The following is a 13,953-nucleotide window of genomic DNA, read 5'->3' as shown; positions in this document are numbered from 1 at the left end:
GTGACGACTGCGAACCTGCTCACCGACGCGTTCGGCCGGATCCGGGACGCCGTGCATCGGGCCGTCGACGGTCTCAGCCCCGAAGAACTGGCCTTCCGCGTCGACCCCGACGCGAACTCCATCGCCTGGCTGACGTGGCACCTCACCCGCGTCCAGGACGACCACCTGGCGGGCGCCGTCGGCACGGCCCAGGTGTGGACGTCCCGGGGCTGGGCCGAGCGGTTCGGCCTGCCCTTCGACGTGTCGGACACGGGATACGGCCACGCGCCCGACCAGGTGGCGGCGGTCCGCGTCGAGTCGGGGGAGCTGCTGACGGGCTACCACGACGCCGTGTACCAGCAGACCGTCGCGTACGTCGGCTCCCTGACCGACGACGACCTGACCCGGATCGTCGACCGCTCCTGGGACCCGCCGGTCACCCTGGGCGTACGGCTGGTCAGCGTCATCGCCGACGATCTGCAGCACGCCGGGCAGGCGGCCTTCGTCCGCGGCGCCCTGCTGCGGAGCCGCTGACCATCGCCCTCCTCCGCGGCTCGCGGAGTAGCCGACCAGCGGCCTTGGCCCGCGGTTTGCGGAGCAGCCGGCCAGGGGCCCTGGTCTACGGCGTCGTCTTGCGGAGCAGCTGACCGGCGGCGTCGTCCTGCGGAGTCGCTAGTGGCGGCCTCAACCGGGAGCGCCGGAGCCGGTGGCCTGCGGTGGCGGGAAGTCCTATCCCTGCTTCCGGAGGCGAGGGAGTGATCGGGGTAGCCCGAACGATGGGAGCACGCTGTTCTCGAAGCGGGTCATGGCGCAGATCCGGTCGCCGGCGAGGGTGAGGACGAACAGGCCGGTCCCGTGGCTGATGCCGGTCGGGGCGCGTAGGTAGGCGCCGAACGCCGGCTGACCGTTGGCTCGCGTCGGCACGAGGTCGAACCTCCGGCCCGCGCGAAAGAGGAGGGCGCAGAAGCGGGCCACGACGTCTCGGCCCTCGTACTCGAGGGGCAGCGGTGGCATGGACACGAAGGCGTCGTCGGTCAGGAGGGCCACGAGCGCGTCGACGTCGGCGGACTCGTACGCGCTGACGAACTTCGCCACGATCGCATCCTCGGCGGGCGAGTCGGAGGCGGGAGGCGGTTCGCGGTCGGCGGCCGTCGACCGTCGGCGCTCCAGGCCGGCTCGCGCCCGCTTGAGGGCACTCTTGACCGACTCGACGATCGTGTCCAGCATGTCGGCCACCTCGTTCGCGTGGAATCCGAGGACGTCACGCAGGATGAGGACGGCGATCTGGCGGGGCGGGAGGACCTGAAGCGCGGTCACGAAGGCCAGCGAGATGGATTCGGTCTGCTCGTAGCGGGCCTCCGGGCCGAGAGGCAGATTGATCGCGCCTTCGAAAAGCGCGTCGGGGTACGGCTCGAGCCAGGCGACTTCGCCGAGCCGCGTCGGCTCGGGCGGTTCGACCCCGGGGATGTCCCACTCCTTGGCCGGGCGCCGGCTGGCCGCTCGAAGGGCGCTGAGGCACCTGTTGGTGGCGATCCGGTAGAGCCAGGTGCGGATCGAGGCCCGACCGTCGAACCCTCCGAGCCCCCGCCAGGCGGACAACAAGACGTCCTGGAGAGCGTCCTCTGCGTCCTGGAACGATCCGAGCATCCGGTAGCAGTGCACCTGCAGCTCGCGGCGGTGCGGCTCGGTCAGCGCCCGGAACGCCTCGCCGTCACCGGCCCGCGCCCTGCTGATCAGGTCGGCTCTCACGAACTCCACTCTCGCCACCTCTCTCGTGCTTCCACCTTTGTACGGACGCCGGCCGAGGGGCGAAAGGGGCGGTCGCCGAGCGCCCCCTTTCCCGGCGTCACGACGTCTGGATCGGTGGTAGCCCGCAACGCCAGCGAAGGAGAACCGGCATGGGAAAGATTGTGATCAGCGAGAACATCTCGCTCGACGGAGTCATCCAGGACCCGACCGGCGATGAGGGGTTCAGGTTCGGCGGCTGGTTCGACCCGGCCACGGCGGAGGACGCCGAAGCGTGGGCCAAGGTCGAATTCGAGGAGGCGCTGGGCGCCGAGGCGCTGCTGATGGGGCGTCGGACCTACGAGTTCTTCGTCGAGCGTGGGTGGGAATCGCGGAGTGGCGCGTGGGCGGACAGGCTGAGAAGCCTGCCGAAGTACGTCGTGTCCTCGACCCTCGAGGATCCCGCTTGGATCAACTCGACGGTCCTGAGGGGCGACGTCGTGAACGAGGTCTCGAAGCTCAGGAAAAAGGTGGACGGGGAGATCGTCGTCTACGCCAGCGGCCGGCTCGTGCCCACGCTGATGGAGCACGACCTCGTCGACGAGCTGCGGCTGATCACCCACCCGTTCGTCGTCGGGAGCGGCGTGCGCCTCTTCGGCGAGACCAGCGACAAGAAGCCCATGCGCCTCGTCGGCACCCGCGCCGTCGGTGACGGACTCGTCCTGCTCACCTACCGGCCCGCCTAGGTATCCGCCGCGCCCGGAGGAAGGCCCTCCGGGCGCGGCCCCGCGCGTCGTTCAGGAGGCGGGTGCGGACAGCCAGGCGTCGATCTCCCGGTGCAGCCGGGCCTTGGTCGCCTCCGGAGCGAACGAGGCGTCGACGCCCGCACGCGACAACGCGGCCAGCGCGCCGTCGTCGTACCCGAAGGCGTCACGGATGCGGGCGTACTCGTCCGTGAGGGTCGTGCCGATGACGACCGGGATGTCGGTGTTGACGGTGACCGTCAGTCCGGCGTCGCGCATCCGGGGCAGTGGGTGGGCGGCGAACGAGGGCACCAGACCGAGTGCGACGTTCGAGGACGGGCAGACCTCGAGCGCCAGTCCCCGGTCCCGTACCTCGGCGACGAGGTCCGGGTCGTCCAGGACACGGATGCCGTGGCCGAGCCGGTCGGCCTGGCCGACGGTCATCGCCTCGCGGATGCTCGCCGGTCCGCACATCTCGCCGGCGTGGTGCACCAGGCGCAGCCCGGCGTCCCGAGCCTCCCTGACGACCTCGGCGAAGGGCGCGAGGGGGTGGGACTCGTCGCCGGCCATGCCGATGCCGACGACCCCGTCCGCGGCGTGGCGGGCCGCCAGCTCGACGGTGTGCCGGGCGCGGTCCACCGAACGCCGCCGCGAGTGGTCCAGGATCACCCGGCACTCGATGTCGTACGCGGCCTGTCCCTCGGCGAGCCCGTCGAGGACGGCCTCCAGCGGCATCTCGGGCCGGCCGAGACGCTCACCGTGCGCGGCCGCCGTGAACGTGACCTCGGCGTAGCGGGTCCCCTGCGCCGCCTCGTCCGCGCAGAACTCCACCGCGATCCGCCGGAAGTCCTCCGGACGGCGCAGGCAGTCGCGGACCATCGTGCCGAGCTCGGCGAACTCGCGGAAGTCGTCGAACGCGACCGGGCCGTCGCCGCGTCGCGCCGGGACCGGGACGCCATTGGCCGCCCCGATCTCCCGGAGCGTCGCCCACCGGACGGTGCTCTCCAGGTGGACGTGCAGGTGGGCCTTTGGCAGGCCGGTCAGGTCGCGCATGCCGCGATCCTAGAAACGAACGTCGCGGCACGTCACCTCATATATCGCGGCATTCGACCGCCACCGGAACGGTGCGGCGGGTGGGCGCCCGGCCCCGTGGGTCACGGCGACACCAAGGATTCGTGCGCGATAGGGGTCTTGGTCATTGCCGTCCGTTGGCGTTTCCGGCCTGCGACTGAACCCCTCCCGGTCTCGTCATGGAAAAGCGCTTGGCCGAGCGGGTGACCCTTTTACGTGGCCGTCCGCCGTGCACTGGCGGCCCGGAACTGCGGTGTTAGCCTTTCGACCGGTCAGAACAAAGACGTGATCGTGCGATCCCGCCGCGCACGCTGCTCGGCGAAAAGTCATTCGCAGCAGGATGACGGAGAAATCACCCCGCATCAGCACCGAAGAAAACAAACACCCTTGGGGGAACCATGCGTAAATGGACTGTTCGCGCCGCCCGCGCCGTCCTCATCGGAGCCGCGTTCGCGGCGGCCGGCACCGGCATCGCCAACGCCGACACGACGAGCGGCGACCACAGCATCGCCGGCGGCACGCAGATCCCGGTGTCCATTCCCAACCTGCTGGCGGGCAGCGCGATCAACGTGCTCAGCCCGCACTCGAACGCCTCGACCGGGAGCACGCAGCGCCTGCGCTACAGCTACCACCACCGCAGCAGCAGCATCACGGCCACGTCGCTCGGAGGGTCGTCCATCGGTAGCGACAACCAGGTCACCGCGCCGGTGACCGCGCCGATCATCATCTGCGGCAACGCGATCTCCGCCGGGGGCGTCGGCACCGCCACCTGCAAGGGCCACTCGTCCATCACGAGCGGCACCGCGTCCGGGCAGGCGTCCTCCGCCTGCAACGCCTCCTGCGCGCAGGCACCTTCCGCCTGCAACGCCTCGTGCGCGCAGGCACCCTCTACCTGCAACGCCGCGTGCGCTCCCGCGGCCGAGGCCCCGGCCGCGCCGGCCTGCCCGCAGGCCTGCGCTCCCGCGGCCCCCGAGAAGCCGGCGGCGCCGGTCTGCTCGCAGGCGTGCCAGCAGCCGGCCGGAGCGTCGGCCGCCTGCCAGGACACCTGCGCCCAGCACTCGGCGCAGAGCACCGACATGGCCCGCGACCAGATCCTCAGCAACAACCAGGCCATGATCCCGGTCACCGCGCCCATCGTGGTCTGCGGCAACTCGGGGGCCATCCACGGCATCGCGGCCTCGGCCTGCGACGGGGACGCGTCCTTCAGCCGGAACGCCTCCTGACCTGAAGTATTTCCGCCCGGCCGGTCCTCCGGCCGGGCGGTTTTCATTTTTCCGGGCGGGTATTCTGTCCTCGATCGCTCGAATCGCCGAGCGGATCGGCGCCCGTGTTTACTTGCATCTGGCATATTCGAATACCGGGACTGACCTTTCCTTTCTGTGGGCCACTCGATATCCGGAATGGCGAGCAATGCGCCGAAAATGGTGATGGTACGTCTCACATCTTCCGGGGTATGTGCTGCTGCTGAGTAGCTCGCTTGCCATTTGGAGGATGGTGGATGAGGTCTCCTGGTCACGAATATGCTTCGGTCGTAAAGCCGTACGTAGGCTCGGCGCGTCCCGGGTTACTGCGATATCCGGTCATCGGGGTGAGCGTGCTGCTCGCCTTCTGCGCGCCCGGCGAGGCGTCGGCCCGTACGGACCGCGGATCCGCGGTGATGGCCGCCGCCCGACCGTCCCAACGGCAACTGCGGATCCTGCACGCCTATGAGCGCTACCTGACACGGGTCGCCGCCCAGCGGGCCGCCGCCCGACGGGCCGTGCACTTCGCCTACCGGCAGATGGGCAAGCCCTACCGATGGGGCGGGGCCGGGCCGCGATCGTACGACTGCTCGGGCCTGGCCATGGCCGCGTGGCGGAGAGGCGGGGTGCCCCTGCCGCACCGGGCCGACATCCAGTACCACACGATCAGGCGCAAGGTGCCCATCAACCGTCTGCGCCCGGGCGACCTCGTCTTCTTCTCCGGCGCCCGCCACGTCGGCATCTACGTCGGCCACGGCCGCTTCGTCCACGCCCCGCACACCGGGACCGTCGTCCAGCGCGGTTCCCTGACGGGGTGGCGACGCCGGGCGTTCGCCGGCGCCGCCCGGCCGGGCGCTCCCACCTATCGCGCCTGGCCTCGCTGGGTCCGGTCGCTCGCCGCTCGGCCACGGAGACGGATCAGCGGATCGGCGTCCGTCCCGACCAGGGCCGCACCCGGGTCGGTGTCCATCCCGCGCCGTCCCGCCCGGTCGGTTTCGGAGCCGACACCCGTCCCAGCGCCACACCCGAGCGCCGCACCCACCGCACCGGCGTCCGCCCCTGCGGCGTCCGCCCCTGCGGCGTCGGCCCCTGCGGCGTCGCCTGCGGGGTCCGCTCCTGGGGGGTCGGCGCCTGCGGCGTTCGCGCCGGCGGGGTCGGCGCCTGTGGCACCCGCGCCCACGAGGTCCACTCGTGCCGGGTCGGCCTCTGCGAAGCCCGCCCCTGCGAAGCCGGCCTCTGCGGCGTCCGCGCTGGCGGCGTCGGCTCCTGCAGTGTCCGCCCCTGCAGCGTCTACCCCTGTGGGGTCCGCGCCTGCAGGGTCGATGCCTGCGTGGTCCGCCCCTGCGGGGTCGGCTCTTGCGGCGTCGGCTCCTGCAGGGTCCGCGCCTATGGTGCCCGCTCCCGCGGGGCCGGCGGCTGCCCCGGCGCCGTCCTCCGGGGGCTTGCCCGAACCGGCCGCCGGAGAGGCGACTGGTATGGCCCCCGCTTCCGCCTGGCCGATGGGCGGGCCCGGGACCCTGGGGCAGGGGTGAGGCGGCCATCCACCGTACGGACAAGCCGGCGACCGACGTGGCCGGCACTCCGGCGAACGTGTCCGACGAGCCGCCACAGGGTCCTACCGGAGGCGGCAGGGCGTTGTGACGTTGCCCTATCAGCGACATCCCGCCAGACAAGGTTTATTTGCGATGTAGTGGGCAAAGTGCGGTCACGGCTGCCATCAGGGGCGAATACATGAACAGACACGATCGCGGTCCGGAGCGCCGGCCGGGTTCTCGGCATGCGTGGTGGGGCGCGCAGCGGAAGGACCCGCACCCGCAGGTCATCCGGACGCTCGTCGCCGAACACGTGCACATCCTCCGGTTAGGGCTGTCCGCCTGCCTCGACGACGAGCCTGACATCCAAGTCGTCGCCGACCCGAGGGACATGGACGCTCTCGCGGCGGCCGTGACGGAACTACGGCCCACAGTGGCCGTCATCGACGTGGATCTGCCTGGTACGGACGCGACGACCCGGTTCCACGGCATGGCGTCCGGATGCGCCGTCGTGATGCTGGCCGACCAAACCGATCCCGGCGGTGTACGCCGGGCGCTGGCCGCCGACCCGCTCGGCTTGATCAGCAGGCGGGCGCCGGCGGAACTGGTGACGCGCTGCGTCCGCCACGTCGCGACGGGCCGACGGGTGATCGATCCCGAGCTGGCCCAAACCGCCCGCGCCGTCGGGGAGAACCCACTGACACCCCGCGAACTGGAGGTCCTGCGGATCGCGGCGAACGGTGCCACGACCGCGGAGATAGCCGATGTGCTGTCGCTGTCGGTCAAGACGGTCCGGAACCACCTGTCGAGTGCCATCTCCCGGACGGCGGCCCGCAACCGGATCGACGCGATCCGGATCGCCAGCGAACACGCGTGGCTCTGACCGCCGACGGGCGGCTGGCCGCAGCGCGCGGTCGTCGATCGTCTGTCGGCGGCCGGCTTGTGCGCGGTCCGGCTGCCTGTCGGCAATTGACTCGCGTCCGGCCGGGCCGTCTGTCGGCGGTTGACCCCGGCCTGGCGCGGCCGTCTGTCGGCGGTTGACCCGTGCCCGGCGCGGCTGTCCGCCGACGGTCGATCCGCGTCCGGCCTGGCCGTCCGCCAGCGGTCAGCCTGTGTCCGGTCCGGCCGTCTGTCGGCGGTTGACCCGTGCCCGGCGCGGCCGTCTGTCGGCGGTTGACTCGCATCCGGCCTGGCCGTCTGGCGGCGGTCAACCTGTGCCCGGTCCGGCCGTACGCCGACGGTCCACCCGCGTCCGGCCTGGCCGTCCGCCGGCCGTCAACCCGTGCCGGGCACGCGGACCGCGCCGAGTGTGTGCAGCAGGTCCATCACCGGCTGGAGCTTCTCGTACAGCAGCAGGATCGGCTCGCCGGGCGTGGCGACGCCGAGGGCGATGCCGACGGCGTCCTTGAGATCCCCTGCCGGGTGGCAGCGGACGTCCGGGCGGGCGTCGACCAGTCCTCGTACGATCAGCCGGGACATTTCGCCGGGCCGGCGGCCGCGCAGATCCTCGTCCTCGTACACGACGACGCGGCCGAACGACCGGGCGACCGCGCGGGCGGTGTCGATGACGAGTTCGTCGCAGCGGTCTCCGGGCAGGGTCACGGCGGCCACGCCGTCCCGTCCCCAGACCTGCCGCAGGAGTTCGCCCGCGGCGGCGACGGCCGCCGGATTGTGCGCGTAGTCGACCACGATCGGGCGATCGTCGATCAGGAAGGCGCAGCCGCGTCCGGGGTTCAGCTCGTGCGGGTCGAACGACCGTAGTCCTCGTGCCACCAGATCGGCCGGTACGCCCAGCGCGCGTGCGGCGGCCGCGGCCGCCAGCGCGTCGCTGATCACGTGCCCTGCCCTTCCTCCGAACGCCCCGGCCACGTCGGCGACCGGCAGCAGCGCGTACCGGCGCGTCCCCTGGCCCTCCGCCAGCATCCCGTCTTCGACGAAGTAGGCGACGCCGCCGTCGCCGAGGTGGCGGGCGAGGCACGGTGTGGTCGCCGAGATTCCGAAGTAGCGGACGGCCGGTTCGCGGTCCTGGACGCGCGGACGCTCGGCGAGCGCGGCGGTCCGCGGGTCGTCGGCGTTCAGCACGAGGTGCCCGCCTCGGCGGATCTCCTCGGCGACCAGGGCCTTGATCTCGACCAGGTCGTCGACCGTGGTGATGTCGTCGACGCCGAGGTGGTCGTCGGTGATGTTGGTGAGGACGGCGACGTCGGCGCGGTCGTAGCCCAGCCCGCGCCGGACGATGCCGCCGCGCGCGGTCTCCAGCACCGCCGCGTCGACGGTGCGGTCCCCGAGCACCATCGCGGCGGAGCGGGGACCCGACGCGTCGGCTTTATGAACAAGCTCCCCGCCGACGTACACGCCCTCCGTGGTGGTCATGCCGACGCGCCGGCCGTCCTGCGCCAGGATGTGGGCGATCATGCGTACGGTCGTTGTCTTGCCGTTGGTGCCGGTGACGGACACGATCGGCACGCGCCCGGACGTGCCAGGCGGATAGAGCCGGTCGATGATCTCGGCGGCGACGTCGCGGGGCCGCCCCTCGTACGGCGCGAGGTGCATGCGCAGGCCGGGTGAGGCGTTCACCTCGATGACGCCGGACGCGCCGGCGTCGGCGGGCAGCGGTGCGGTGATGTCCGGCAGGCGCAGGTCGATGCCGCAGATGTCGAGGCCGACCGTCGCCGCGACGCGGCGGCAGAGCCGTACGACGTCGGGGTGGACGGAGTCGGTGACGTCCCTGCTGGTCCCCCCGGTCGACAGGTTGGCGTTGCGGCGTAGCGTCACTCCCTGGCCGGCGTCCGGCACGGAGTCCGGTCGCAGGCCCTGCCGGGCCAGGTGGCCCAGCTCCGTGGGGCCGAGTGTGAGGCGGGTGAGCGGACGGTCGTGGCCCTCGCCGCGCGCCGGGTCGGCGTTGGCCGCGGCGACCAGTTCGGCGATCGTGGACGTGCCGTCGCCCGTCACCCGGGCCGGGCTGAGCTCGGCGGCGGCGACCACGCGATCTCCGACGACGAGTACCCGGTGGTCCCGTCCGGGCACGTACGCCTCGACGAGCGCGGCGCCCTCGTCGGCGGAGGCCGCGAGGAACGCGGCGGCCACCTCGCTGGGGTCGGTCAGCTCGATGGCGACGCCGGCCCCGTGGTGGCCGGCGGCTTGACGACGACCGGGGCGCCGATCTCGTGGAAGGCCGCGACCGCCTCTTCGGCGGTCGTCACGACGAGGCCCTCCGGCACGGGCAGTCCGGCCGCTTCCAGCAGCCGTTTGGTGAGCATCTTGTCCCCGGCGGCCTCCACGCCGATCGCGGAGGTCCGGTCGGTCATCGCCGCCCACACCGTACGCCGGTGCCGCCCGTACCCGAGATGGAGCAGGTTGAGGTCGCCGACCCGGCGTACGGGGATGCCCCGACGCCGGGCCGTGGCGGCGAGCGCCGCGGTGCTGACGCCGAGGCGGGTCCGCTCGTACGCGGCGGCGAGGGCGGCGAGCTCGGCGTCGAACGCGCCGCCCACCTCGCCCTCGTGCACCAGGCCGGTCACCGTCCGGATGGCGAGCTCGATGAGCCCGCCGACGGGCGAGCCCTCGGCGGGCTCGTCCCAGGGGCGTTCGAGGATGACGTCGTAGCATCCCGGGGCTCCGGCCCAGACCGTACGGCCGAAGCAGACGTCGCGGCCGATCATCGCGGACAGCTCGAGCGTCACGTGCTCGGTGACGTGCCCGAAGTACGTTCCCCGTGCCATCGCGGCCAGCAGCCCGCCCGGCCGGCCCGCGGAACAGTGGTGGTCGGCCAGGCCCGGCAGGACCGACTCGAGCCGCCCGGCGAAGCCGGGGACGTCGGTGGTCTCCCGTTCGGTCAGTTCTCCTAAATCGAGACGGGCGATCACCACCGGTCGCGTGAGGTACACGTTGGGACCGTTCAGCCAGCGCAGATGCTCGAGGTGCACGGTTCACTCCTCTTCTGCGGGTAGGGGGCCGAACCACGGTTTGCGCTGTTCCATGTCGAACCAGCAGCCGGCCGGAAGGAGGTGGAGGCGTACGTGGAAGAGGACGATCGGATCGTCGTCGCAGTCCGCGTACCCGACCGTCGCCTGGTCAGCGTCCACGACGGTCACGACGCCACTGCCGATCACTTCGAACCGGCCCTTGCGGACGACGATCGCGGTGTCCTCGTCGATGCCGACGCCCAGCCGCCGGGTGTCGAGCGCGATGCCGCTGAGCAGCCGCGGCAGCCGGCCGCGTTCGGCGAAGTGCATGTCGATGAGCACGTCGTCGAGCAGGCCGAGGCCGGGGCCGAGCCGTACCGCCGAGGCGGAGACCTCGTGACCGTCACCGCCGAGGATCATCCAGCGGCCCATCGCGGTGGCGCCCGCGCTTGTGCCCGCGATGACGAGCCCGTCGCTGCCGAGCCGTCGCCGGAGCAGGGCGTTGACCTTCGACCCCACGAGGCCGCGGATGCGCGACTGGTCACCGCCGCTGAACAGGACGCCGGTGGCCTTCCGGAGCACGTCGAGCGCCGTCTGGCTGTCGGCGGTGGCGCGGTGCGGGAGCCGGAGTTCGGTGACGGAGGAGACGCCGAGCCGGCGGAACACCCGGGTGTACTCGGCGGCCACCTCCTCGGGCATCTCGGTGGCCGTGGTCACGACCACGATGCGCGAGTCCCGTGCGCCGGAGAGGGCGACGAACTCCTCGAGAGGCCCGGTCCCGCAGGTGCGGTTCTCCGCGCCGCCGATGACCAGGAGCCGGCCGTCGCGGGGGCGCTCCTCCCTTATGTCGGTCACGACAGCTAGTTACCCTAATGTCACTTCAAGTAGTCGAACCAGAGCTCGGCGTGTCCTGCGCGGCGCCGGACGGGGTCCCCGGGACCCTCTCGGACGTCATCGACGCGGAATGGCACCGCGAGCCGCCAGGAGAGGAGCGGCCCTGGAGCGTAAGGGCGATGTGCCGGAGTGTAAGACCCGTGTAAGGGACGTAAGGCCGATGAAGGTCACCGAACCGGACGGCAAGGTCGCGGCGAATTGCCCTAAACGCCGTAAAACTGGGTCTAATGTGTAGCGCTCTTCATCGCTCTGACTGCCACGAGCCTCTCCGGTCGAGATCGGCGGGTGGGCTTCGTTGGCGACGTCGGCCTCCTGACCAGGAAGGACTGATTCGGCCGCCGTCGTGATCCGACAGGTCGCCTGCCCCTTCGGTAAGCTTTTTCTTACCTCGAGGATCCCCTTCCGGTCGTCGTGCGTCTAAGAGTCGCTGGATTCACCGCTCACCGGAAGGGCATCGGGCAGGTAAGAAAAAGAGGCGCGCTGGTCATCCTCTGAGAGGCACACTCTCTCCGACGTGGAGCGAATGGGGGCGCAAAGCCCAGTTTGCTTTGGAGGTGGCCATGCCGCACACGGACGTTTATGCCGACGTTCGCCTTATCTACCGACTTCTTCTGGCGGTCGACGTCGAGAAATATAGTACGCGCGACGCGCGGGGACAGCTGCGGGCACAGACCGATCTCCGCAGCATCCTCAGCCTGGCCGCGCAGAACGTCGGCCTCGACCGCAGCCTGTGGTACGAGCAGGTCAGCGGCGACGGCGAGCTCGCGGTGCTGCCTGAGGACGTCGACGTCTCCCTCGTCGTCGGCGACTTCACGCGCCAGCTCGAGACCGTCCTCGGCGAGTTCAACCGCGCGCGGAGCGGGGGCCGGCGGCTGCGACTGCGCGTCGCACTGCACCACGGCACCCTCACGCCCGGTCCGTTCGGCGCCGGCGACGCCCCCATCGTCGTCAGCCGCCTGCTCAACGCCAAGCCGCTGCGCCGTGTGCTCGCCGACCAGCAGCACCGCGACGTCGCGCTGATCGTCTCCCAGACGCTCTACCAGGACGTCGTACGGACCGGGTTCTGCTCCCTCGATCCGCAGGACTTCCAGGCGGTGCGGGTCAACGCCAAGGGCATCCTCTACCACGGCTTCGTGCAGCGGCGCGCGGCCGAGGAGGAGCTCGCCCAGCCGGTGCTCCGGGCGATCGCGGAAGGCGGCGGCGGAGGAGGGCACGGCGCGAAACTCGTCGCTCTTCCCGGCGGCCGAGGCTGACCGGCGCGTCGCGGCTCAGAACAGGGACAGGTCCCAGGAGACGGTGACCGGCGTGGAGTGGCCCGCTCCGTCGGTCACCGTCACCACGGTCTGACCGGGGGGCGTGATGCCCTTCCGGTCCAGGATGACCTGGACGGTGGCGTGCTCACCGGCCGCGATCTCGCCGGTCACATTGGAGAGGACGATCTGCGGGTCGGAGTTGGAGGCGTTCCAGACGACCTTGCCGCTCTTCGCGGTGAGCTGGATGTTGGCGATCTTGCTCATGGCATACAGGTGGATCGACACCGGGCTCACCACGAGCGTGCCCTTGGGCGGCTTCGGCGACTTCTTCGGCGGCGACTTCGACGGACCGGGCGACGGGACCAGCTCCGGTCCCGGCAGGTCCGGTCCCTTCGGCTGTGACGTCCGCGGCGTGGCGACGACGGGAATCTTGGACCGATGCGTCCGGGAGCTCGGCGTCTTCGGCCGCGGCTTGCTCTGGCCGGGCCACTGCAGGTCCGGAACCGGCACGCCCGGGCCGATGAACATCATCACGACGATCGCGGTCGCCACCGCCGCCACCGACCCGCCGCTCGCGAACGCCCACCGCCGCGCCAGCCGGGACGGCGCGTCGGGCTGCTTGGGCATCCCCTCGGGCGTCAGGGCACCGCCGCGCGCGGCGATCTCCGTCCGATATCCGGCGAGTTCCGGATCGGTGCCCGCGTGGAGCACCCGATGCCGCAGCGCGGAAGGAGGCTCGGGCACCGGCACGGCGTCCACGACCTCCTCCCCGTCGGAGAACTGCCGGGTGGCGCGGCTCAGTCGCTCCTGCGCCCGGCGCGTCGTGACGCCGAGCGCCGCGGCCAGGTCCTCGCCGGTCAGGTCGTGGCGGTGAACGAGGAAGAGCACTTCACGGTGGAAGAAATCGAGCTTGGCGAAGGCCTGGTCGTCCGCCATCGCGGCCGGTCGCTTGCGGAGGAGGGAGCGCCGCCGCGCCGAGGCGTACAGCCAGGCGCGGAGCCGCTCGCGCTCGCGCAGGCGGGGAGCCCGGCGCGCCGCGTCGATGAAGGTGTCGTGCACGACGTCCGCGGCGGCCTTGTCATCGTCGAGGAGCGCCGAACAGTAGTCGTACAACCGCTCGGCGTAAACGTCGTACAGCGTCGCCAGGGTCTCCTCGTCCCCCTCCTGCAACGCCTTGACGAGACGCTTGTCGGCGGTGGGGGCGAACCGTGACCACCTTGCCATGCACGTGCTCCACGTATCGGACCGAACGGCAGCGCTCCTGATTTACACCAGTGTCAAGGATAGGTCACAAGATCACCCGAATTACCGCAAAAGCCGCTAGGAGAAACTGGGCACGAACGCCCCGTACCGGGGCCGATACGGGGCGTCCTGTGACGATCACCGTCCAGGCGACGATCAGCGGCCGAACACGCGATGCCGGGTCGACACCGCCGGCGCCGAGTCGTCGGAGAAGACCCCGTCCACGCCCAGCCGGTACAGGTCCGTCAGGAACCGTGACGCGTCCAGGAACCGCGACGCGTCGCCCTCTGTTCGCTTGAAGTTCTCGGGTTGCCCTGGTGATACCCGTGGGCAGGAAGTCGTTCTCGGGCCGCACCGTCCACGGGTGC

Annotated in this window: 12 protein-coding genes; 6 read left to right on the top strand and 6 right to left on the bottom strand. The window is 71.3% G+C overall.

Annotation, left to right across the window (positions count from 1 at the left end):
• Positions 1–513: a mycothiol transferase gene (locus ACYVF7_RS58480; protein ID WP_460357314.1), complete on the top strand. Its 513-nt coding sequence runs from the start codon at positions 1–3 to the stop codon at positions 511–513.
• Between the two features lie 195 nt (positions 514–708).
• Here ACYVF7_RS58480 and ACYVF7_RS58475 read toward each other — a convergent pair whose 3' ends face one another.
• Complete coding sequence (locus ACYVF7_RS58475; protein ID WP_460357311.1) at positions 709–1,737, bottom strand: sigma-70 family RNA polymerase sigma factor; 1,029 nt, start codon at positions 1,735–1,737, stop codon at positions 709–711.
• 140 nt (positions 1,738–1,877) lie between these two features.
• On the opposite strand from ACYVF7_RS58475, the gene ACYVF7_RS58470 reads away from it, so the two are divergent.
• Positions 1,878–2,450 carry a dihydrofolate reductase family protein gene (locus ACYVF7_RS58470; RefSeq protein ID WP_460357308.1) on the top strand — a complete coding sequence of 191 codons (573 nt, stop codon included), beginning with the start codon at positions 1,878–1,880 and terminating at the stop codon, positions 2,448–2,450.
• A gap of 51 nt (positions 2,451–2,501) precedes the next feature.
• Here the strand turns inward: ACYVF7_RS58470 and add are convergent, their stop codons facing one another.
• Positions 2,502–3,500 (bottom strand): adenosine deaminase, encoded by a 999-nt coding sequence (gene add, locus ACYVF7_RS58465; protein WP_460357306.1) that lies wholly within the window; start codon positions 3,498–3,500, stop codon positions 2,502–2,504.
• A 416-nt stretch (positions 3,501–3,916) separates the two neighbouring features.
• On the opposite strand from add, the gene ACYVF7_RS58460 reads away from it, so the two are divergent.
• The 3 genes from ACYVF7_RS58460 (at position 3,917) to ACYVF7_RS58450 (ending at position 7,174) form a co-directional block, all read left to right on the top strand.
• Positions 3,917–4,741 carry a chaplin family protein gene (locus tag ACYVF7_RS58460; protein ID WP_460357303.1) on the top strand — a complete coding sequence of 275 codons (825 nt, stop codon included), beginning with the start codon at positions 3,917–3,919 and terminating at the stop codon, positions 4,739–4,741.
• Between the two features lie 275 nt (positions 4,742–5,016).
• On the top strand, positions 5,017–6,291 hold the full coding sequence (locus ACYVF7_RS58455; protein WP_460357300.1) for a C40 family peptidase: 1,275 nt from the start codon (positions 5,017–5,019) through the stop codon (positions 6,289–6,291).
• A gap of 199 nt (positions 6,292–6,490) precedes the next feature.
• Positions 6,491–7,174: a response regulator transcription factor gene (locus ACYVF7_RS58450; protein ID WP_460357297.1), complete on the top strand. Its 684-nt coding sequence runs from the start codon at positions 6,491–6,493 to the stop codon at positions 7,172–7,174.
• A gap of 392 nt (positions 7,175–7,566) precedes the next feature.
• Here the strand turns inward: ACYVF7_RS58450 and ACYVF7_RS58445 are convergent, their stop codons facing one another.
• Genes ACYVF7_RS58445 through ACYVF7_RS58435 form a run of 3 tightly spaced genes read right to left on the bottom strand, consistent with a single transcriptional unit; the run spans position 7,567 to position 11,051 of the window.
• Complete coding sequence (locus tag ACYVF7_RS58445; RefSeq protein WP_460357294.1) at positions 7,567–9,378, bottom strand: Mur ligase family protein; 1,812 nt, start codon at positions 9,376–9,378, stop codon at positions 7,567–7,569.
• Between the two features lie 14 nt (positions 9,379–9,392).
• Positions 9,393–10,217, bottom strand: coding sequence for a cyanophycin synthetase family protein (locus ACYVF7_RS58440; RefSeq protein ID WP_460357291.1), 825 nt, complete (start codon positions 10,215–10,217; stop codon positions 9,393–9,395).
• 3 nt (positions 10,218–10,220) lie between these two features.
• On the bottom strand, positions 10,221–11,051 hold the full coding sequence (locus tag ACYVF7_RS58435) for a cyanophycinase (RefSeq protein ID WP_460357288.1): 831 nt from the start codon (positions 11,049–11,051) through the stop codon (positions 10,221–10,223).
• 599 nt (positions 11,052–11,650) lie between these two features.
• Here ACYVF7_RS58435 and ACYVF7_RS58430 point away from each other — a divergent pair.
• Complete coding sequence (locus tag ACYVF7_RS58430) at positions 11,651–12,343, top strand: hypothetical protein (protein ID WP_460357284.1); 693 nt, start codon at positions 11,651–11,653, stop codon at positions 12,341–12,343.
• A 15-nt stretch (positions 12,344–12,358) separates the two neighbouring features.
• On the opposite strand, the gene ACYVF7_RS58425 is transcribed toward ACYVF7_RS58430, so the two are convergent.
• The gene (locus ACYVF7_RS58425) at positions 12,359–13,567 is read right to left on the bottom strand and encodes an RNA polymerase sigma factor (protein WP_460357283.1); all 1,209 of its coding nucleotides are present in this window, start codon (positions 13,565–13,567) and stop codon (positions 12,359–12,361) included.
• Between the last annotated feature and the right edge of the window lie 386 nt (positions 13,568–13,953).

The sequence above is a fragment of the Actinoallomurus acanthiterrae genome, from assembly GCF_054775715.1.
This window is presented reverse-complemented; position numbering and strand designations above follow the sequence as displayed.